General features: G+C 72.6%; 18 protein-coding genes and 2 pseudogenes. 10 read left to right on the forward strand and 10 right to left on the reverse strand.

Annotation, left to right across the window (positions count from 1 at the left end; all coding sequences use genetic code 11):
• Positions 1-187 precede the first annotated feature (187 nt).
• The 4 genes from ABNF97_RS18065 to metH all read right to left on the reverse strand — a co-directional run bounded on the left by ABNF97_RS18065 (position 188) and on the right by metH (position 5799).
• Positions 188-655 (reverse strand): type II toxin-antitoxin system PemK/MazF family toxin, encoded by a 468-nt coding sequence (locus ABNF97_RS18065; protein ID WP_486484985.1) that lies wholly within the window; start codon positions 653-655, stop codon positions 188-190.
• Between the two features lie 75 nt (positions 656-730).
• On the reverse strand, positions 731-1330 hold the full coding sequence (locus tag ABNF97_RS18070) for a TIGR03086 family metal-binding protein (RefSeq protein WP_130464900.1): 600 nt from the start codon (positions 1328-1330) through the stop codon (positions 731-733).
• Positions 1331-1440: 110 nt separating this feature from the next.
• A complete protein-coding gene (locus ABNF97_RS18075) occupies positions 1441-2043 on the reverse strand; it encodes a hypothetical protein (protein WP_165436866.1) in 603 nt (200 codons plus the stop codon).
• 108 nt (positions 2044-2151) lie between these two features.
• Entirely contained in the window at positions 2152-5799 is a 3648-nt protein-coding gene (gene metH / locus ABNF97_RS18080) for a methionine synthase (protein WP_349339204.1), read from the reverse strand.
• A 349-nt stretch (positions 5800-6148) separates the two neighbouring features.
• Between metH and ABNF97_RS18085 the strand changes: the two genes are divergently transcribed.
• Both ABNF97_RS18085 and ABNF97_RS18090 read left to right on the forward strand, forming a co-directional pair.
• Positions 6149-6967 carry an SAM-dependent methyltransferase gene (locus ABNF97_RS18085; RefSeq protein ID WP_349339205.1) on the forward strand — a complete coding sequence of 273 codons (819 nt, stop codon included), beginning with the start codon at positions 6149-6151 and terminating at the stop codon, positions 6965-6967.
• Between the two features lie 67 nt (positions 6968-7034).
• On the forward strand, positions 7035-7463 hold the full coding sequence (locus ABNF97_RS18090) for a VOC family protein (protein WP_502930507.1): 429 nt from the start codon (positions 7035-7037) through the stop codon (positions 7461-7463).
• Positions 7464-7495: 32 nt separating this feature from the next.
• On the opposite strand, the pseudogene ABNF97_RS18095 reads toward ABNF97_RS18090, so the two are convergent.
• Both ABNF97_RS18095 and ABNF97_RS34230 read right to left on the reverse strand, forming a co-directional pair.
• Positions 7496-9406, reverse strand: a pseudogene (locus ABNF97_RS18095) (S9 family peptidase); the annotation flags it as partial.
• A gap of 123 nt (positions 9407-9529) precedes the next feature.
• Positions 9530-9763: pseudogene (locus ABNF97_RS34230) on the reverse strand (peptidase S9); the annotation flags it as partial.
• 164 nt (positions 9764-9927) lie between these two features.
• Here ABNF97_RS34230 and mshB point away from each other — a divergent pair.
• The 3 genes from mshB to ABNF97_RS18110 all read left to right on the forward strand — a co-directional run bounded on the left by mshB (position 9928) and on the right by ABNF97_RS18110 (position 12026).
• A complete protein-coding gene (gene mshB / locus ABNF97_RS18100) occupies positions 9928-10950 on the forward strand; it encodes an N-acetyl-1-D-myo-inositol-2-amino-2-deoxy-alpha-D-glucopyranoside deacetylase (protein ID WP_207230839.1) in 1023 nt (340 codons plus the stop codon).
• A 17-nt stretch (positions 10951-10967) separates the two neighbouring features.
• Complete coding sequence (locus ABNF97_RS18105; protein WP_502930508.1) at positions 10968-11426, forward strand: hypothetical protein; 459 nt, start codon at positions 10968-10970, stop codon at positions 11424-11426.
• 135 nt (positions 11427-11561) lie between these two features.
• Complete coding sequence (locus tag ABNF97_RS18110; protein WP_130464892.1) at positions 11562-12026, forward strand: hypothetical protein; 465 nt, start codon at positions 11562-11564, stop codon at positions 12024-12026.
• Positions 12027-12050: 24 nt separating this feature from the next.
• Here the strand turns inward: ABNF97_RS18110 and ABNF97_RS18115 are convergent, their stop codons facing one another.
• Positions 12051-13166 (reverse strand): GNAT family N-acetyltransferase, encoded by a 1116-nt coding sequence (locus ABNF97_RS18115; protein ID WP_349339207.1) that lies wholly within the window; start codon positions 13164-13166, stop codon positions 12051-12053.
• 79 nt (positions 13167-13245) lie between these two features.
• Between ABNF97_RS18115 and fdxA the strand changes: the two genes are divergently transcribed.
• Both fdxA and dapC read left to right on the forward strand, forming a co-directional pair.
• Positions 13246-13569, forward strand: a complete 324-nt coding sequence (gene fdxA, locus ABNF97_RS18120; protein ID WP_130464890.1) for a ferredoxin — start codon at positions 13246-13248, stop codon at positions 13567-13569.
• A 62-nt stretch (positions 13570-13631) separates the two neighbouring features.
• A complete protein-coding gene (gene dapC, locus ABNF97_RS18125; RefSeq protein ID WP_349339261.1) occupies positions 13632-14708 on the forward strand; it encodes a succinyldiaminopimelate transaminase in 1077 nt (358 codons plus the stop codon).
• Between the two features lie 42 nt (positions 14709-14750).
• On the opposite strand, the gene ABNF97_RS18130 is transcribed toward dapC, so the two are convergent.
• Positions 14751-15764, reverse strand: coding sequence for a LacI family DNA-binding transcriptional regulator (locus ABNF97_RS18130; protein ID WP_349339208.1), 1014 nt, complete (start codon positions 15762-15764; stop codon positions 14751-14753).
• A gap of 477 nt (positions 15765-16241) precedes the next feature.
• Between ABNF97_RS18130 and ABNF97_RS18135 the strand changes: the two genes are divergently transcribed.
• Entirely contained in the window at positions 16242-17216 is a 975-nt protein-coding gene (locus ABNF97_RS18135; RefSeq protein ID WP_130464888.1) for a glycoside hydrolase family 6 protein, read from the forward strand.
• An 81-nt stretch (positions 17217-17297) separates the two neighbouring features.
• Here the strand turns inward: ABNF97_RS18135 and ABNF97_RS18140 are convergent, their stop codons facing one another.
• Together ABNF97_RS18140 and ABNF97_RS18145 are read right to left on the reverse strand one after the other, a co-directional pair.
• Positions 17298-18167: a tetratricopeptide repeat protein gene (locus tag ABNF97_RS18140; protein WP_130464887.1), complete on the reverse strand. Its 870-nt coding sequence runs from the start codon at positions 18165-18167 to the stop codon at positions 17298-17300.
• Complete coding sequence (locus tag ABNF97_RS18145) at positions 18164-18595, reverse strand: hypothetical protein (protein ID WP_130464886.1); 432 nt, start codon at positions 18593-18595, stop codon at positions 18164-18166. Before ABNF97_RS18145 ends, ABNF97_RS18140 begins: the two co-directional genes overlap by 4 nt.
• Positions 18596-18739: 144 nt before the next feature.
• On the opposite strand from ABNF97_RS18145, the gene ABNF97_RS18150 reads away from it, so the two are divergent.
• Complete coding sequence (locus ABNF97_RS18150) at positions 18740-19408, forward strand: SIMPL domain-containing protein (protein ID WP_130464885.1); 669 nt, start codon at positions 18740-18742, stop codon at positions 19406-19408.
• Positions 19409-19415: 7 nt separating this feature from the next.
• On the forward strand, positions 19416-20063 hold the full coding sequence (locus ABNF97_RS18155; protein ID WP_130464884.1) for a nucleoside/nucleotide kinase family protein: 648 nt from the start codon (positions 19416-19418) through the stop codon (positions 20061-20063).
• Positions 20064-20100 lie beyond the last annotated feature (37 nt).

The raw sequence follows: 20100 nt of genomic DNA on the forward strand, positions 1-20100 counted from the left end.
GGGTCCGTGCGGGGCCCTCTCCGGTCGTTGTCCGGAGGGGGCCCCGACGCGTCCCGATCCGGCGCTGCACGCCGGTCCGCGCGGACTGCGGCGTGCGGAATGCCGGATCCTCAGGCGCGGATATCCAGGCGGCCGGGCGGAAGCCGGGTGGCCCGTCAGCCGGGTGGCCCGTCACCCAGGCAGCCGATCAGCGCCAGCCGTATCCGGCGCGGAGTGCCTGGCCGACCCGGTCGAAGCGGGCCCGGTCCAACACCGCGCCCTCGCGCCGGATGCTGTCCTCGCGCATCGTCAGGACCCGGTCGAGCCGGACCCAGCTCGGCCGGTTGTCCCGGTCCCACTCGCCGGGGCCGAGCGCGAGCCAGTGCCGCTGGCCGTCCCGGTCGCTCTTGCTGGAGAGCATCAACCCGAAGAGGGTCCGGCTGACCCGCCCGACCACCAGGACCGGACGGTCCTTGCCCTGGCGCGGATCGTCCTCGTACGACACCCAGGTCCAGACGATCTCGCCCGGGTCGGCCTGTCCGTCCAGCTCCGGGGCGTAGACCAGCTCCCGACGCTGCAACGCGGAGACCTGTCGCCGCCGTGCCGGCTGGGCCGGAATGGGGCCGGCGGTGCGACCGGGGGTACGCCGGGCCACCCGGCTGACCGTCGCCGTCACACCCTTCCAGAGATTCGCCACGGCGGAACCCTACCGGGCGCCATCGGCCCGGCCCGGTCCGGCCTCCGCTGCGACTCAACGGGCCGGTGGCGTCCAGCCGGGGTCCCGGCCGGCGAAGCCCAACGCCCGGTCGAGGGCCGGTGCGTCCGCCGGCACCGGCACCACCGGGCCGAACAGACCCTCGCGGTTGGCCGCCTGCTCGGGGCGGGCCGACTCGGCGGTGAACGCGAGCACCGCCTCGGTGCTGGCCGGATCGCAGTGGAACGGCTGGCTGGTCGCCTTGGCCAGATCCCAACCGTGCAGCACCAACTCGTCCAGCGCGACCACGCCCATCACCTCCGCCGGCATCGTCACCCCACCGGCCGTGGCCATCCCGGTCCAGGCGTCGGGCTGCCGCCATGCGTCGACCAACCCGGTAAGCCTTGCCGGCAGGACGGTGCGCCACTCCGGGGCGAGGTTGGCCCCACTGGGCGGTGGCGGTGGGACGGAGCCGCCGGGTCCCTCCCCGCCGGACTTCCGGGCTGCCCAGGTGAAGGCGAGCGCCAGCCCCATCAGGTGGTCCAGCAGGGCTGCCACCGAGGTGTCCGTGCTCGGTGTCGGGGCGGTGAGCTGGTCGTCGGCCACGCCGCCGACCAGCCGGATCACCTCCTGCGCGGCAGGATTCAGGTCGAGCATCTGCGACTCCCATCGAGGTCTGGCTGCCAGGGCACGTCCGGGATGCTATTCAGGGGCACCGACAGATCCCCGCCGAAACCGACCTGTGCGATGGGGCGGCGGGTGACGGATCAGCAGATCCGTAGCACCAGGTCGCGGAGCCAGACCGACCACCGTGGGCTGTCGTGCACCCGTTCCGGGACCAGATAGCGCTGGTGGTCCACCCGGCGGATCACCTCGTCGCGTACCGGCAACAGGGTGATCTCGAGGTTGAACGGCCGTACCGACCGGCCCAGCGACTCTTCGACCTGGCGCACCACCTCGCCGGTGGCCGGCGATCCCGGGCCCGGCCCGGCGTAGGAGCTCCGCTGCCGGGCGAGGTGCCAGTCGTTGGCCTGCGGCCAGCGCTCCGCGACCACCCTGCGCAGCGCCGGCCACGGTGCCAGGCCGAGCGGATCCGGGGTGTCGTCGGCGGGCTCCAGGTCGGCGCGCGGTCGCGGACGCGGTGCCGCCGGGTCGACCAGCGACAGCCACCAGCCGAGCCACTCCGCACCCGGCACGAAGCCGAGCGGCCGGGTCGGCGCCGGCAACTCGTCGAGGTCCAGCGGGCCGGGCACCAGGCGGTGCTCCGGCACCTCGATCCGTTCGCTCGCCCGGATCCACAGCGCACAGTCGAGCAGGTGATCCCACCTGCGGATGCCGATCCGCCAGGAGCGCGGGCCTCGCGATTCCACCGGCGTCCCCTCCCCTCCGCCGCCACTCACCAGGGTAGTGGGCCGATCGGCGGATAGGTGGAGACAAATGGGTGGAGGGGCCGGTCAGCCGACCGGCCCCTCCGGAGGTCACTGTCCGGGCTCGTAGCCCAGGTTGGGGCGGAGCCAACGCTCGATCTCGGCGACCGGCAGGCCCCGGCGCTCCGCGTAGTCCTCGACCTGGTCCCGGCCGAGCCGCCCGACGGTGAAGTACCGCGACGACGGATGCGCGAAGAGCAGACCGCTGACGCTGGCCGCCGGCGTCATCGCGTACGACTCGGTCAGGGCCATCCCGAGCGTCTCGGCGTCGAGCAGGTCGAACAGTTGCCGCTTGAGACTGTGGTCGGGGCTGGCCGGGTAGCCGAGGGCGGGACGGATCCCCCGGAACCGTTCGGCGTGCAGGTCCTCGATCGCCGGATCGGCGTCCGGCTCGTACCAGTCCCGCCGGGCCCGCAGGTGCAGGTGTTCGGCGAACGCCTCGGCGAGCCGGTCCGCCAGCGCCTTCACCATGATCGCCCGGTAGTCGTCGTGCCGTGCCTGGAAGCCGGCGGCCAGTTCCTCGGCACCGTGGATCGCCACCGCGAATCCGCCGAGGTGGTCCCCGGCCGGCGCGACGTAGTCGGCGAGGCAGCGGTTCGGCCGGCCGGCCGGCTTGGCGGTCTGCTGGCGCAGCATCGGGAAGCGCGCCCCGGCCTCGCCGGTCAGCACGATGTCGTCCCCCTCGGTGTGTGCCGGCCAGAACGCGTACGACCCGACGGCGGTCAGCGAGCCGCCCGCGATGATCTGGTCGAGCAGGGTGTTGGCGTCGTCGTAGAGTTCCCGGGCCACCGGCTGGTCGAGGATGGCCGGGAACTTCCCCCTCAACTCCCAGGCGAGGAAGAGGAACTGCCAGTCGATCATCTCGCGCAGCTCGGTCAGCTCGGGCGAGACGGTGCGTACGCCGGTGAAGGCCGGCACCGGCAGCTCGTCGAAGCCGACCTGCTCGCGGTTGTCCCGGGCCTGGTCGAGGGTGAGCAGCGGCACCCGGTCCCGCCCCTCGTGCTGCTCGCGCAGCCGCTGCTGCTCCGCCCGGTTGCGCACGTCCAACTCGGCGGCCCGCTCCGGGTTCAGCAGGTCGGAGACCACCCCGACCACCCGGGACGCGTCGAGCACGTGCACGGTGCTGCCGTCGTACGCCGGAGCGATCCGGACGGCGGTGTGCTGCCGGGAGGTGGTGGCCCCGCCGATCAGCAGCGGCAGGTTCATGCCCCGCCGCCGCATCTCGGTGGCGACGGCGACCATCTCGTCCAGGGACGGGGTGATCAGTCCGGAGAGCCCGACCGCGTCGGCACCCTCGGCGACCGCGGTGTCCAGGATCTTGGTGGCCGGCACCATCACGCCGAGGTCGACCACGTCGTAGTTGTTGCAGCCGAGCACCACGCCGACGATGTTCTTGCCGATGTCGTGCACGTCGCCCTTGACCGTCGCCAGCACCACCTTGCCCTGGCCACGGTCGGTGTCGAGCCGGCCCTCCAGCCGGGCCTGCTCCTTTTCCGCCGCCATGTACGGCTCCAGGTAGGCGACCGAGCGCTTCATCACCCGGGCGCTCTTGACCACCTGCGGCAGGAACATCCTGCCGGAGCCGAAGAGGTCGCCGACGACCTTCATGCCGTCCATCAGCGGCCCCTCGATCACGTCGAGCGGGCGGGCGGCCTGCTTGCGCGCCTCCTCGGTGTCGGCCTCGATGAAGTCGACGATGCCGTGCACGAGCGCGTAGGACAGCCGCTCCTCGACCGGCGTCTCCCGCCAGCCGAGGTCGACGGCGCGCCGGGTGCCGGAGCCGCTGACCGTGGAGGCGAAGCTGACCAGCCGGTCGGTGGCGTCCGGTCGCCGGTCGAAGAGCACGTCCTCGACGAGTTCCAGCAGGTCGGCGGGGATGTTCTGGTAGACGGCGAGCTGGCCGGCGTTGACGATGCCCATGTCCAGTCCGGCCCGTACGGCGTGGAACAGGAACGCCGAGTGCATCGCCTCGCGGACGACCTCGTTGCCCCGGAACGAGAACGAGAGGTTGGAGATGCCGCCGCTGGTCCTCGCCCCCGGGCAGCGCTCCTTGATCAGCGGGAGCGCGTCGATGAACGCCTTCGCGTACCCGTTGTGCTCGCTGATCCCGGTCGCCACGGCGAGCACGTTCGGATCGAAGACGATGTCGGTGGGTGCGAACCCGGCCCGCTGGGTGAGCAGGTCGTACGCCCGGCCACAGATCGACACCTTGCGTTCGGTGGTGTCGGCCTGGCCGATCTCGTCGAAGGCCATCACCACCACACCGGCGCCGTAGTCACGGATCCGCCGGGCCTGCTCGAGGAAGACCTCCTCGCCCTCCTTGAGGCTGATCGAGTTGACGATCCCCTTGCCCTGTACGCACTTGAGCCCGGCCTCCAGCGCGCTCCACCGCGAGCTGTCGATCATGATCGGGATGCGGGCGACCTCGGGCTCGGTGGCGATGAGGTTGAGGAAGGTGGTCATCGCCCGCTCGCTGTCGAGCAGGTCGGCGTCCATGTTCACGTCGAGGATGTTGGCGCCGCCGCGTACCTGGTCCAGCGCCACGTCGACGGCGGCCTGGTAGTCGTCGGCCTCGATCAGCCGGCGGAACCGGGCCGAGCCGGTGACGTTGGTCCGCTCGCCGATCATCACGAAGCCGGTGTCGGGGCCGATGGCGAACGGCTCCAGGCCGCTGAACCGGGTGCCGCCGGGCACCGCCGGTACCGGCCGGGGCGGTAGGCCGGCGACGGCCTCGGCGATCCGCGCGATGTGCTCCGGGCCGGTGCCGCAGCAGCCGCCGACGATGTTGACCATGCCCGCGTCAGCGAACTCGCGCAGCAGCCGGCCGGTCTCCTCGGGCTGCTGGTCGTAGCCGCCGAACGCGTTCGGCAGCCCCGCGTTGGGGTGGCACGCGACGTAGGTGTCGGCCAGTCGGGCCAGGTCGGCGACGTGCGGACGCATCTCGGCGGCGCCGAGCGAGCAGTTCACCCCGACCGCCAACGGCTCGGCGTGCGCGATCGACGTCCAGAACGCCTCGACGGTCTGCCCGGAGAGGGTCCGGCCGCTCAGGTCGACGATGGTCACCGAGATCCACAGCGGCAGGTCCGGCGCGACCTCCCGGGCGGCGGCGATCGCGGCCTTCGCGTTCAGCGTGTCGAAGATCGTCTCGATCAGCAGGATGTCGACGCCGCCTTCGGCCAGCGCCCGGATCTGCTCCGCGTACGCCTCGCGGACCCTGTCGAACGACACGGTCCGGAAGGCCGGATCGTCCACCCGGGGTGAGAGCGACAGCGTCACGTTCAGCGGCCCGACCGAGCCGGCGACGAACCTGCCGCCGGCGGCGTCGGCGGCCTGCCGGGCGAGTTGGGCGCCGCGCAGGTTCATCTCCGGGACGAGATCCTGAAGGCCGTAGTCGGCCTGGGCGATGCTCGTCGCGGTGAAGGTGTTCGTCGAGGTGATGTCCGCGCCGGCCGCCAGGTAGCGCCGGTGTACGTCGAGGACGACGTCCGGCCGGGTCAGGTTGAGCAGGTCCGGGTCGCCTGTCACGTCGTGCGGGTGGTTGGCGAGCAGGTCGCCCCGGTAGTCGGCCGGGGTGAGCCCGGCCCCCTGGAGCATCGTGCCCCAGGCGCCGTCGAGCACCACGATCCGCTGCGCCAGCAGGTCGCGTAGCGCGGCTGTCCGGGACGCGCGGTCGTCGGCCCGGGTCGGCGTCGTACTCAAGGGACCACCTCCGTCATGAGAAACGGAGGCGCCCTTACTCGACGTAACGGGTGGAGCCCGGGCCGAGCGTGGCGGGCGTCTCGCCCGTTGCAGCGCCTCTCGACCCGAGGGTCGAGGGTACCGGATCCCGTGCGGACCGGCCGGAAACGTTCAGTCTGCGGGACGCACGATGAAGTATTGGTCGACACGGGATCGACGGGACGAGACTGTCTCATCTACGCTCGGTGCGCATGCGTCCGGTGACGCAGCCCGGCGCCGACGCCGGCCCGGCAGCGGGCTCACCACGCTCCACTGCCGTCCACCGTAATCACCTGCCGACACACGCCGTCCGCACGGAGGTATCGAGGTCTTGACGAGCGAGAAGCCCCCGCCGGGTGTCGACCTCACCCGGCCCAGCATCGCCCGGGTCTACGACTACTACCTGGGCGGCAAGGACAACTTCGCAGTCGACCGGCGGGCGGCCGAGATGGCGTTGAAGGTCACGCCGGACGGTCCGGAGGTGGGCCGGGCGTGCCGGGCCTTCCTCCGCCGGGCGGTCCGGTACCTGGCCGCGGAAGCCGGCATCCGGCAGTTCCTCGACCTCGGCTCTGGGCTGCCGACCCAGGGCAACGTGCACGAGATCGCCCACGGGGTGGACCCGGCCGCCCGGGTGGTCTACGTCGACAACGACCCGATGGCGCTCGCGCACGGGCGGGCCCTACTCGCGGACGCCCAGACCACGACCGTCGCCGAGGGCGACCTCCGGCAGCCGGAGAAGATTCTCGAGCATCCCGAGGTCCGGCGGATGATCGATTTCGACCAGCCGGTCGGGCTGCTGCTCCTGGCGGTCCTGCATCATCTGAGCGACGACGAGGACCCCGGCGGGATCGCCCGCCGGCTCACCGCGGCCCTGCCGTCCGGCAGCTACCTGGCGATCTCGCACTTCCACAACCCGGGCGACGCCCATCCGGAGGTCTCCCGACGGGCCCTCGCGGTGGAGAAGGTTTTCAACGAGACTCTCGGCACCGGCCGGTGGCGTACCCACCAGGAGATCTCGGCCTACTTCGGCGACCTGGAGATGTTGCCGCCCGGCCTGGTCCCACTGGCCGACTGGCACCCCGTCGGCGACGAGTCCCGGCAGACCGACATCTACCACACCATCGTGGGCGGGGTGGCCCACAAGCCTTGAGGCGGCCGCCGTTGACCTCAAGCGCGGTTCAGGTAGCAGTATCCGGTGAACCGCCGAGGAGGTCACGTTGCCGAGGGATGACAGGACTCCACCGATCGATGCCGGGGTGCACGTCCGGATCGCCCGGCCCAGCCGGGACCCGGCGGCGGTCGAACGCTTCTACGTCGCCGGGCTCGGGCTGGCGGTGCTGTACCGGGCGGCCGGTGCCGGCCCGGGGGAGCACGACCTGCTGATGCTGGGCTGGCCGGAGGCAAGCTGGCATCTGGAGATCGTCAGCGGTCCGCAGCTCGTGGTCCGCCCCGGGCCGAGCGCCGAAGACCTGCTGGTGCTCTACCTGGCCGCCCCGGTCGACGACACGCTGGTCGCCCGGCTGACGGCGGCCGGCGGCCGGCGGGTCGCCCAGGGCCCGTACTGGGACCGCTGGGGTGTGACGTTCGAGGATCCGGACGGCTACCGACTGGTGCTGTCCAGCCGCTCCTGGTCCAGCGCCGGCTGACGGGGCCGGATCCGCAGGTCGGGGTCGGCGCCCTACAGGTGCTGCCGGAGGAAGTCGAGTTCGAGGGCGAGCAGCCGTTCGGCGGTGCCACCGGCGGCCATGTGGGTGGCACCGGTCAACGGGATCACCGAGTGCGGGCGGCCGGCGGCCAGCAGCGCGGCGGAGAGCCGCAGGGTGTGCGCGGCCACCACGTTGTCGTCGGCCATCCCGTGCACCAGCAGGATCGGCCGGGCCTCGTCGGGGTCGCGTACCGGCTCGGCGGCGAGTTCCAGCAGCGAGTGGTGGGCGTACACCTCGGGGCTGTCGGACGGTGTCCCGAGGTAGCGCTCGGTGTACGCGGTGTCGTACAGGCTCCAGTCGGTGACCGGCGCACCGGCGATGGCGCACCGGAACAGGTCGGGCCGGCGCAGTACGGCAAGCGCGGCCAGCCAGCCCCCGAACGACCAGCCCCGGATCGCCACCCGGCCCAGGTCGAGGTCGGGGTGCTTGCCGGTCAGCGCGGTCAGCGCGTCCGCCTGGTCGGCCAGGATCACGTCGGCCAGCCGCCGGTGCACCACCTTCTCGAACGACGGCGCCACCCCCGGGGTGCCCCGGTTGTCGATGGTGACCACGGCGTAGCCGGCGTCGGCCCACCACTGCCGCTCCAGCCACGCCGACCGGGCGGCCACCACCTCCTGGTGGCCGGGACCGCCGTAGACGTCCAGCAGCACCGGCAGCCGGCGGCCCGCGACGTGGTTGCCGGGGTAGACCACCGCGGCCGGCAGCCGACGGTCGGTGACCCGTTCCAGCGCGGGCCGGGGCGCGTACGGCGGGGTCGCGGCGAGCGAGCGCAGCCGGCCCACCTCCCGGTCGCCCTGCCAGACCGTCCAGGTGCTGCCGGCCGCGTCGAGTGAGCGGGACTGCACCACGAGTACGTCGCCGCCGACCGTCCCGCTGTGCCAGCCCGGGTCGCCGGTGAGCCGCCGGGCGTCGATCCCGCCGGCACCGATCGCGGTACGCACCCGGAACAGGTGCTGCTGGCTCGGCTCGCCGTTGCTCCCCTCGACCAGCAGGTCGGGGCTGCCGTTGCGGTTCGGCAGCCAGCCGACCACCCGGCGGACGTAGAGCGACGGCGGGGTGAGCAGGGTGCCGTCGGCGAAGAGACAGCGGGCGTCGTAGCCGTCGTGCGCGAGTTCGCCGCCGACCAGTACCCGGCCGTCGGGCAGGTGCCGGGGGGTGCCGGCGACCGGCTCGACCCAGCGCGGGTCGGCGAGTTCGGCGTGCACCTGGGTCTCGCCGGTACGCGGGTCCACCGCCAGCACCAGGCCGTGCTGCTGCAGCCGGCGCAGTACGGTGATCAACGGCCCGGTCTCGGCCCACTCCACCGAGACCAGGTACGGATAGGTCTCCCGGTCCCAGTGCACGTCGACCCAGCCGCCGTCGAGGTCCAGCAGGTGCAGGCTCACCTCGGCGTTCGGCCCGCCGGAGCGCGGGTACGCCACCGAGCGCGGCGGGCTTGCCGGGTCGCCGGGGTCGTGCAGGTGCCAGCGGGGCAGCCGGGACTCGTCGACCCGGGCGGCGAGGATGGACCGCCCGTCCGGCGCCCACCAGTAGCCCCGGAACCGGTCGAACTCCTCGGCCGCGACGAACTCGGCCAGTCCCCAGGTGACGCCGGAGTCCTCGCCGGCCAGCAGGTTGTCGGTGCCGTCGGGGTCGACCACCCGCAACTGCCCGACCCGGCCGTCGGCGGCGTCGGTGACGTAGGCCAGCCGTTGGCCGGTCGGGTCCGGTCGGGGATCGACCACCGGGCCGGAGACGGCGACCTCCACCACGTCCCCGTGCACCAGATCCGCCCGGAACAGCCGGCCGTCGAGAGCGAAGACCGCGACCCGGGCGGCCGGGTCGGTCGCGTACGAGGCGATGCCGGAGGCGCTGAGCCGGAGCCGCTCGCGCAGGGCCCGCTCGGTCGAGTGCGGCGTGCCGGCCAGGTCGGTGCCGACGGCCGGTCCGGCATCGGCGAGCCCGGTCGACCGGGCGCCGGCGGCGGCCGCCGGGTCGGCGAGCAGGTTGGCGGGGCCGGCCGCCGGGCCGGTACCGGTCGGGTCCGCGTCGGGCGTCGGGTCGGCGAGCAGGTCGGCGGGGTCGGCGACCAGCCGTTCGGTGCCGTCGGCGAGGTCCAGCATCCAGAGCGCGTCGACCGGGTCGGTGGGGCCGCCGGAGCGGAGGAAGACCACTCGCGAACCGTCGTTCGCCACCGTCACGGCGCGCGGCGCGCCGCGGCTGAACCGGCGGGTACGGGCGGCCAACTCCGGGTAGTCCACACCGTGATCGTAGAGCCGGGCGGTCGGCGATGTGGCGGAGCCGGGCATCGCCGCCCGGTCGGGTACCGGTGGTGGGCGACGACGCCGCGGCGGCGGAGCAACTCCCTTCCCAGGGCGGTCCGGCCCGGCCGCGTAGAGTTGCCCGGGTGACGAACCCGAACGAGGTGGCCGTCCCGGTCGACTCGGCCGAGCCGTTCGGTTCCGCCGACCCGGCCCGGCCGGCCCGGCGGCTGCTGTTGGTGCACGCGCACCCGGACGACGAGGCGATCGGCACCGGCGCCACGATGGCGTACTACGCGGCGGCGGGCGCCGGGGTCACCCTGGTCACCTGCACCCTCGGCGAGGAGGGCGAGATCCACGTACCGGCGCTGCACGGGTTGGCCGCCGCCGAGGCCGACCAGCTCGGCGGGTACCGCATCACGGAGTTGGCCGCCGCCTGCGCCGCGCTCGGCGTCCGGGACCACCGGTTCCTCGGCGGCGCCGGGCGGTACCGCGACTCGGGCATGATGGGGCTGCCCACCAACGACCACCCGAGGGCCTTCTGGCGGGCCGATCTCGACGAGGCGGCGGGTCACCTGGTCGAGATCATGCGCGAGGTACGCCCCCAGGTGCTGGTCACCTACGACCCGAACGGCTTCTACGGGCATCCCGACCACATCCAGGCGCACCGGGTGGCGATGCGGGCGGCGGAACTCGCCACCGTCGAGGGCTTCGGGCCGGACAAGATCTACTGGACGGCGATGCCGAGGAGCGTGCTGGAGGCCGGCCTGGCCGCCTTCGCCGATGCCGCCGACAACCCGTTCGCCGGCACCGAGCAGGCCGACGACCTCCCGTTCGGCACCCCGGACGAGCAGATCGCGGCCCGGATCGACGGCACCGACCAGCATGCCGCGAAGGAGGCGGCGATGCGGGCGCACGCCACGCAGATCCCGGACGACTCGTGGCTCTACTCGATCGCCAGCAACTTCGGCGGCGAGTTCATGGGCGTGGAGTACTACACCCTGGCCGTCGGCTCCCGGGGTCCCGGTCCCGGCCCGTACGGCTGGGAGGACGACCTGTTCGCCGGGCTGCCGGTGACCGACGCCGACCCGACCGCGCCGGTCCCGGCCGGTGATTCCCGGACCGACCCGACAGCCGTGGCCCGCACGTCCCCGACCGGTACGCCGGCGGAGGCGGGCACGCGGTGAGTCTGCCGAGTCCGTCCGTGTCCGTCCCGCCGGAGCTGGAGCCGGTCCCGTCGCCCGCCGGGCCGTCGAGGGCGCACCGGGCGGCCGACCTGGTGCTGCGGGTGGTCGGTGGTGTGGTCGCGGTGGTGGCGGCGGCGGTGACCGCCGCACTGGAGCTGATGCTGTCGATGCTCCGGGTCGGTGGGGTGCTGATCGGGGTGTCGGTGCTGGTCACCGTCTTGGCGAACGTGGCGCTGAGCTGGTTCGCGCCCCGGGCGGTGGGCCGCCGCTGGGCGCTCGCGCTGCCCGCCGTCGTCTGGTTCGCCCTGATGGTGGTCGCCGCCGGTGGCACCTCCGAGGGCGACGTGCTGATCGCCGCAAACAACTGGGTCGGACTCGTGATGATCTTCGCCGGCTCGGTGACCTTCGCGGTCATGGGCTTCCGTACGGTCATGAATCCACCCGGCCCGGAGTCCCCGCCGCCGCCGCGCCTCTGAATCCCTGTGCGGTCGGGCGGCCACGCTGCTCGGCGCCCGCCACCTCGCGCCGTGGATCCACTGCGGCACGGGTGGTAGAACTCTGTGGCAAGAAGCCCCCGGACGGGTGGGGCCCAGAGGCCATAAGGACGTGCGATGAAGGAGCGTTGGCTGCCGGTCGGAGTACTCGCAGGCGTGCTGTTCGGGATCAACGTCGCGGCCCGCCTGGTGGCCCGGTTCGGTTTCGGTGACAACACCGGGGTGCAGGACCGGATCTCACTGGGCATGTTCGCCGCGATCGGCGTGATCCTGGCCACCCTCGCGTTCGTCCGCGGGCAACGCCGTCCGCTGCCCGACTGGGGCGGGGAGATGGCCCTCGCCGTGCTGATCGCGATGCTGCTGACCATTTTCGTCGGACCGTTCATCAGCGGCAGCCAGCCGTTCGCCGCGGGGGCCGGGGCGTTCTTCTCGCAGATCTGGCTCTACTCCGGCTTCACCCTCGGCGGCGTACTCGTCGGCTACCTGCTGCTCACGGCGCTCGGCTGGGACCACCGGTCGCAGTCGCTCAAGCGGTTCGCCGAGGCGAAGCAGTCCAAGCCCCGCCGGGTCGTCCGCCGCTGACCTCCGGCACCGCCAGCGGCCGGGTCAGCGCGGCGCGACCCGGGTCTGGTAGGTGTGGTGGGTGGTGAAGCCGAGCCGCCGGTAGAGCGAGACCGCGGCCTCGTTGCGCTCCTCGACCTGGAGGAAGGCCCGGGTGGCGCCGAGTCCGGCCGCCCATTCCGCCAGCGCCCGGATCAGGTGCTGGGCCAGCCCCTGCCGCCGGGCCGACGGGACCACCTCGATCAGGCTCAGCCCCAGCCAGCGGCCCTGACCGGTGATCGTGCCCCGGGCCGCCGCGATCAGTTCGGCTCCGTAGCCCGCGGGATCCGTGGCCGCGCCGGTGCGCCCCGCGGGCGGCGCGGCGTACAGGTGGGCGAAGCGGACCTGTCGCACGGCGGTGAGGATGTGCCGGGCGGCGGCCGGCAGCTCGGCCGGAGCGTCGCCGTCCGGGGGCGGGCCGGCATCGCCCGGTGAGACGGTGGCGCCGGGTGAGGCCGTGGTGTCGCCGTCGAGCCGGGCGTACCGCAGGGCCTGTTTCGCCTTGCGCCGGGTGGCCAGGCCGAACCATTCCGGTGCGGGCACCCCGGCCAGCGCCGGCACCGGCAGGTCCGGCCGGACCGGGACGGCGTCCAGGATCGCCGTCAGCGGCGCGGTCTGCACGAGTACCAGCGGCCGGGCCGACCAGCCGCGCATGTCCAGCGCCGCCCCGACCGGCGCGGCCAGTGGGAGCGGTACGTTGATCATCGCCGGCCGGTGGCGTTCGGCGTACCAGCGCTGGACCGCGTCGATCGCCGCTTCGAGCGGCCGGTCCGGGTCACCGACCGGCAGTGCGCTGTTGGCCCGCCCGGACCAGCCGTCGGCGGCACGCAGCAGCCAGTCACCGAGCCGTTCGCGTACCGGGGCGGGCCAGGCCTCGTCCGAGGCGAGTTCGAGGTCGACCACCGCCGCCGCGTTCGGGCGCCGGGCCGGCGGCACCCGCTTGGCCCGATGCACCTCACCCAGCGGCACCCGCAGCGGCCCGTTCGCGGTGGCCAGCGTGAGATGGGTCTCGGTCAGCTCGACCAGTTCGCCGAGGGCGTCGCTGAAAAGGGTGCGTCCGCTCTGGTTTCCGACGATCCGGCGGACGACGATCCGGTGTCCCACATCGCGGCGTCCGAGCACGATCGACCCCCTCCCCGGCGACATACTAGGCTCTTACCGTCGCGGTCGATCGCGGCGTGGCTTGCGGAGGAGAAGATCGGTGACCTACATCATCGCCGAGCCGTGCGTGGATGTGCTCGACAAAGCGTGCATCGAGGAGTGCCCGGTCGACTGCATCTACGAGGGCAACCGGATGCTCTACATCCACCCCGACGAGTGTGTCGACTGCGGGGCGTGCGAGCCGGTCTGCCCGGTAGAAGCGATCTTCTACGAAGACGACGTGCCGGAGCAGTGGAAGGACTACACCACCGCCAACTACGAGTTCTTCGAGGATCTCGGTTCGCCCGGGGGAGCCGCCAAGATCGGCAAGGTGGAGAAGGACACCCCCTTCGTCGCGGCGCAGCCGCCGCGAGGTGAGCACTGAGCGGCCCGACACCGGCCACCGGTCGCGGGCCCGGTACGGCCGGCTCCGGCCGTACCGGCAACCTGCCCGACTTTCCGTGGGACCTGCTGGAGCCGGCAAAGGCGCTGGCCCGACGGCACCCGGACGGGATCGTCGACCTCTCCGTGGGTACCCCGGTCGATCCGGTGCCCGCGTCGATCCGGGCGGCCCTGGCGGCGGCCTCGGACGCGCCCGGCTATCCCCTGACCGCCGGCTCGCCGGCACTGCGTGCCGCGATCGCCGGGTGGCTGGCCAGGTCCTGCGGTGCCGACCCGGAGACCGTCGGCGTGCTGCCGACCATCGGCTCCAAGGAACTGGTCGGGTGGCTGCCGACCCTGCTCGGGGTCGGTCCCGGCGACGTGGTGGTGATCCCCCGGGTCTGCTATCCGACGTACGAGGTCGGGGCCCGGCTGGCCGGCGCCGAGGTGGTCCGGGCCGACGCGCTCACCGCGCTCGGCCCCGACCCCCGGGTACGCCTGCTCTGGGTCAACTCGCCGTCCAACCCGACCGGCCGGGTCCTGCCACCGGAGCACCTCCGCAAGGTGGTGGGCTGGGCCCGCGAACGCGGCGTCGTGGTGGCCAGCGACGAGTGCTACCTCTCGCTGGGCTGGGAGGAGACGCCGACCTCGATCCTGGCCCCGGCGGTCTCCGGCGCCGATCACGCCAACCTGCTGGCCGTGCACTCGCTTTCCAAGCGCTCCAACCTGGCGGGTTACCGGGCCGGGTTCGTCGCCGGTGACCCGAGCATCGTCGGCAACCTGCTTGCGGTGCGCAAGCACGCCGGGATGATCGTGCCGGCTCCGGTGCAGGCGGCGATGGTCGCGGCACTGGGCGACGAGGCACATGTCGTCGAGCAGCGCACCCGATACTCGGCCCGGCGCGAGGTGCTGCGCGACTCGCTGGTCAAGGCCGGTTTCGAGATCACCCACTCCACGGCGGGGCTCTATCTCTGGGCCAGCCGGGGTGAGGACTGCTGGGCGACGGTGGACTGGCTCGCCCGGCGCGGCATCCTGGTCGCGCCCGGTGCCTTCTACGGCCCGGCCGGCGACCGGCACGTCCGGGTCGCGCTCACCGCGACCGACGAGCGGGTGGCCACCGCCGCGGAGCGGCTGCTCCGCTGACCGCCGGCGCCGGGGGCGGGGCCGGCTCCCGCGGTAACCCGATCATGCGGAGTCCCGGCGTACCAGTCTCGTGGGAAGGATCAGGGATGCGGTCTCCCGTCCCGCGATCAACTCGATGAGTACCCGAGTCATCTCCTTTCCCAGGGACTGGATCGATTGATGGACCGTGGTCAATGGTGGGTTGGTTCGTTCGGCTATTCCCAGATCGTCGAAGCCCACGACCGCTACGTCCGCCGGTACGGACCGACCTGCCTCGCTCAGCACGCGCAGGGCCCCGGCCGCCATGTTGTCGCTGGCCGCGAAGACGGCATCCAGATCCGGGTGGTCGTCGAGCAGCGTTGCCATCGCCGTCGCGCCGCTGGCCTCGGTGAAGTCGCCTTCCGCCATGCCGTACGGAGTCAGGCCCGCCATGATCATCGCCTCCCGGTATCCGCGGTAGCGGGCTGCGCCGACCTCGGTGCCCAGCTCGCCGGTGACGGTGACTATCCGGGTGCGGCCGAGGCCGATGAGGTGCTCGGTGGCCAGCCGTGCCCCACCGAGGTTGTCGGAGTCGACGTACCACTGCGGCGTGAAATGCAGCGGCCGACCGCCGTACACGGCCGGCAGGCCGGCTCGGCGCACGATGTGGGTCAGCGGATCGTCTCCGCGTAGCGCCATCAACATGATGCCGTCGACGCCCCGCGTGTTCAGCAGGTTCGTCAGCCGGGACCGGCCACGACCGGAACTGGCCAGGCACAACAACAGATGTAGGTCGGTCTCCTCAAGCGCCGAGGAGACACCGACGATGACCTGACCGAAGAACGGGTCGGCGAACAGCTCGGGATCGTCGTGGGAGATGGCAAGCGCGACGATCCCGGTCTGCCGGGTGGCCAGGGCCCGAGCGGTGCGGTTGGGCAGGTACCCCAGCTCCTTGATGGCCCGCTCGACGGCGTCGCGGGTGGCGCGACTGACGTGCGGCGCCTTGTTGAGGACCCGGGACGCGGCAGAGCGGGACACACCGGCGCGCGCGGCCACCTCGTCGAGCGTGGGCTGGCGCCGGGTGGTGTCTGTTGCCATCTCGATGCCGCGTCCTTCGTGCCTAGTGTCGGGGGCAGGCCGGCGACGAGGGCACCCGGCGTGGCTCGGTCGGCGCCAACGGGACCACCGGCGGTGCCGACGTCGCCGGTAGATGGTATCGGCCTCGGGTAGGTGGAAGCCGGTCGATGCTCCGCACGCCGGATCGACCGAGTCCAACGCCGCCGGTGTGCCCGATGCCAAACCTGGAAGCGCTTCCAGTCTTAACCACCCGACGGAGTACGCAGGATGCGATGGTTTGGGGAGCAACCTTGACTTTTGCTCGCCACATATCGACGATGGAATCGATAGTCTTAGATGTCATGTGCTGGAAGCGCTTCCAGCATTGGTCAACCTGCGGGACCGCGGTGGTCCGACGGGTGGAGGTGGATCCGGCGGGTCGGGATCGCGCAACCGCAGGGCCAGACACGCGGCACCAGTTCACGTCGACGCACCTCTCAACGCCCTAGGAGACTCGCGATGAGACGACCCACCCGTCCGCTGCTCGTGCTTTCCACCGTGCTGGCGGTGGCGACCCCGACGATCCTCTTCGGCCCGTCGGCCGCCCACGCCGATCCGATCAGCCAGACCAGCGGCTTCTACGTCAACCCGCAATCCAGCCCTGCGTCGTGGGTCGCCGCCAACCCTGGCGACGGACGCGCCAACGCGATCAGAACCGAGATCGCCCAGAAGCCGATGGCCTCCTGGTTCGGCAACTGGAGTGGCAACATCACCACGGCAGTCGGCAACTACGTCGGGGCCGCGGACGCCGTCGACAAACTGCCCCTGCTCGTGGCCTACAACCTCCCCGGCAGGGACGCCTGCGGCGGACACTCCGGTGGTGGTGCCGGCAGCGTCGCCGCCTACGACGCATGGATCGCGGCCTTCGCCAGCGCCATCGGCAACCGGCCCGCCGTTGTGGTCCTCGAACCAGACTCCCTGGGCGACTTCAACTGCATGAACCAGTCGCAGATCAACGACCGCGTCGGCATGCTCGCCCGCGCCGCCAACCAGTTCCGAACCAGAGCGCCGAACACGTGGGCCTACCTCGACGCCGGCAATCCCGGCTGGGTCGACGCCCGCACCATGGCACAACGCCTCAACATGGCCGGCGTCGCCAACGCCCGCGGCTTCGCGCTCAACGTATCCAACTACTTCACCACCGGCGAGAACACCAACTACGGCAACTCGGTCTCCGCCACGCTGCGGAACAACTTCGGATACACCAAGCCCTACGTGATCGACACCAGTCGCAACGGCAACGGCTCCAACGGTCAGTGGTGCAACCCGGCCGGCCGCAGGATCGGCACGCCGAGCCAGCTCGGAGGCGGTGCCGAGATGCTGCTGTGGCTCAAGGTGCCGGGAGAGTCCGACGGCAACTGCGGGGTCGGAGCCGGCTCCACCGCCGGGCAGTTCCTACCCGAGGTGGCCTACAAGATGATTTTCGGGTACTGAGCTGGGCGACACCCGACGATCACCAGACCAGCCGGTTCGCCGGCGGGCACACCAGCGAGATCGCGCGGTCGGCTCGGCTCCTCAGCGCCAGTTGCGGCGGAGCCAGCGTCGCACCAGCGGCGGCACGATCCAGGAGTAGACGCAGAACAGCAGCCACAGCAGCCCGGCCACCGCTGCGAACGCGGGTAGACCGGCCGCGCGCAGCCCGAAGATCACGGCGATGGCGCCCAGCCAGACCTTCAGCACACCGAAGCGCAGCACCGGCCGTACCGGCAGCATCAGCGGGTGCTGCGCGATCCTGAGTTCCAGCGCGGACTCGGCGAACGTCTGCTCGGTGGGCATCGAGGCGGCGGCTTGACGGTAGCCCTGGTACGCCGTGCCGAGTCGGCCGCGGGCGGCACTGGTGCCGCCGAGTAGGGCGTGCGCGGCCGGGTGCTCCGGGTGGGCGGCGACGAACTCGCGGCTGATCCGCTCGGCAGTGCGGTCGTCACCGCTGATGAAAGCCACCTGGATGCGTGTGGCGTACACGACCGGCGAATCCGGCTCCAGGGCCGCGGCCCGCTCGACGAGCTTCGCCGCCTTGTCCGGCTGGCCGTTGGCGGCGCAGAGGTCGGCGTAGGTGCAGAGCAGGTCGACGTCGTGCGGTGCCAGCGCCAGTCCGTCGAGCAGTGCCCGCTCGGCGACCTGTGGACGGCCGAGCCGGTGCTCGGCCCGGCCCAGGTGCCAGAGCAGGTCGGGGTCCGGCCCGGCGGCGGCCAGACCGGCGCCCGCGGCCTCGACCACCTCGGACCAGCGGTCCAGGTGGCCGAGCGCGGCGCAGCGCAGCCGGGTCGCGGTCACGTCGACTGCCTCGTCGGCGGGCAGCCGGGACAGCTCCGCCAGCGCCTCCTGCGGCCGGTCCGCCAGCAACAGGGCCTCGGCCCGGGCCAGGACCGGCGACGGTGCCGTCATCGGGCCAGCACCAGGATGAGAATGGCCTCCAGCACACCGAAACCGATCGCGGCGGCGAGGCCGGGGCCGACCAGGCCGGCGGGTTCGCCGCCGCGGTAGGTGTAGATCCGGAACGGCGCACGCTGGAAGAGGAGTACCACCAGCCAGACGAGGGCGCCGGCGACCATGCCGGCCAGTCGTACCGTGGAGTTGCCGTCGACGGCCGCGCTCACCGCGAGCCGCGCGCCGAAACCCACCAGCCCGGCCGCGCCGATGGCGAGCAGGCGGCGGCCGGAGAGTCCCAGCCGCGTGCCATTGAGCAAGCCCAGCGCGGCCGCGGCCAGCGGGCCGCCGAAGAAGGCGGGGTACAGGATCGACTCGGGGCGCCATGGCGGTTTGGCGGGCGCGGGTCGCTCCTGGATCGTCGGGCTGAACAGCTCGTCCTGCATCAGGCTCCCCTCTCTGCCGGTCGGAGGCGTCGGCACAGCATAGTGACCGTCCAGGAGTGACCGTTGGCCGAGATCACGGGCGCAGCCGCCCCGGGGCGGCCCGGAGGATCTGGCGCCACGCCGCACGCCGACTAGGGTGGGCGGATGACGGAGCAACCCTTCGTACTGGTGCGGGGCGAGGTGGTCCGGGAGGTTCCGCCGGAGATCGCCCGGTTCTCGGTGACGGTCGCCGCCCGGGACCGCAACCGGCCGGCCGCGCTGGCCCGGCTCGCCGAACGCTCCGCGGCGGTCCGGGCGCTGATCGACGGTTACGGCGACGCCATCGAGCGCCGGGAGACCGGTGACCTGTGGGTACGCCCCGAGCTCAAGCGCTCCGAAGAGAAGGTGACCGGCTACGCCGGCAGCGCCACCACCACCGTCACGGTGGCCGACTTCGGGGTGCTCGGCGAGTTGATGCTCCGGCTCGCCGACCAGGACCAGACCACCGTCGCCGGGCCGTGGTGGTCGCTGCGGCCGGACAGCCAGGTGCACCGGGACGCGCGCCGGGCCGCCGTCGCGGAGGCGATCAGCCGGGCCCGGGAGTACGCCGACGCGCTCGGCGCCGAGGTGACCGCCCTGCTGCACCTCGCCGACTCCGGGCTGACCGAGCAGCCGCTGATGATGACCCGGGCCGCACACACCGTGGGCTACGGTGCGGCCGGCGGTGCGCCGCCGGAACTCGAACTCGACCCGCGGGTGCAGACCGTGCACGCCGCCGTCGAGGCCCGGTTCGCGATCAGCCCGCCACGACTCACGGCCGGTGGGGTGGGATAGTTCGCCGGTGCCTCCCGAACCGTCCCCGCACACCCTGGACCGGTTGGTCGCCCGGGCCCGCGCGCTGGCGTCGACCGGTCCGCGCAGGCTGCTCGGCATCACCGGCGCGCCGGCGGCCGGAAAGTCGACCCTGGCCGGACTGCTGGTAACGGCGCTCGGCGGCGTCGCCGAACTGGTGCCGATGGACGGCTTCCACCTGGCCGAGGCCGAACTGCGCCGGCTCGGCCGGCACGCCCGCAAGGGCGCGCCCGACACCTTCGACGCGGCCGGCTTCGTCGCGCTGTTGCGCCGGCTGCGGGCCGGCACCGAAACGGTGTACGCGCCCGAGTTCCGGCGGGAACTGGAGGAGCCGATCGCCGGGGCGATCCCGGTCCCGCCGTCGGTGCCGCTGGTGGTGGTGGAGGGCAACTACCTGCTGGTGCCGGACCCGCCCTGGGGCGAGGTACGTGACCTCCTCGACGAGGTGTGGTTCCTCGACCTCGACGAGACCGAACGGCTGCACCGGCTGACCGAGCGACACCTCGCGTTCGGCCGGGAGCCGCTGGAGGCGGCGGCCCGGGCCCGGGGCACCGACCAGCGCAACGCGGAACTGATCGCCGGCACGATCGATCGGGCCGATCTCGTCGTCCGGATCGCACCGTCCAATCCGGCGTGACGTAGCGCCTCCGATCCGGCCGGTTGCCGTAGGGTCC

Source organism: Plantactinospora sp. B6F1, assembly GCF_040120695.1.
Classification (GTDB): Bacteria; Actinomycetota; Actinomycetes; order Mycobacteriales; family Micromonosporaceae; genus Plantactinospora.

Coding starts and splice junctions, on each gene's coding strand:
- ABNF97_RS18070 (WP_130464900.1), bottom strand. CDS start 1,330: ATGCTCGACCTGAATCCTGCCGCGCAGGAGGTGATCCGGCTGGTCGGC.
- ABNF97_RS18110 (WP_130464892.1), top strand. CDS start 11,562: ATGAAGGAGCGTTGGCTGCCGGTCGGAGTACTCGCAGGCGTGCTGTTC.
- ABNF97_RS18130 (WP_349339208.1), bottom strand. CDS start 15,764: ATGGCAACAGACACCACCCGGCGCCAGCCCACGCTCGACGAGGTGGCC.
- ABNF97_RS18135 (WP_130464888.1), top strand. CDS start 16,242: ATGAGACGACCCACCCGTCCGCTGCTCGTGCTTTCCACCGTGCTGGCG.
- ABNF97_RS18140 (WP_130464887.1), bottom strand. CDS start 18,167: ATGACGGCACCGTCGCCGGTCCTGGCCCGGGCCGAGGCCCTGTTGCTG.
- ABNF97_RS18145 (WP_130464886.1), bottom strand. CDS start 18,595: ATGCAGGACGAGCTGTTCAGCCCGACGATCCAGGAGCGACCCGCGCCC.
- ABNF97_RS18150 (WP_130464885.1), top strand. CDS start 18,740: ATGACGGAGCAACCCTTCGTACTGGTGCGGGGCGAGGTGGTCCGGGAG.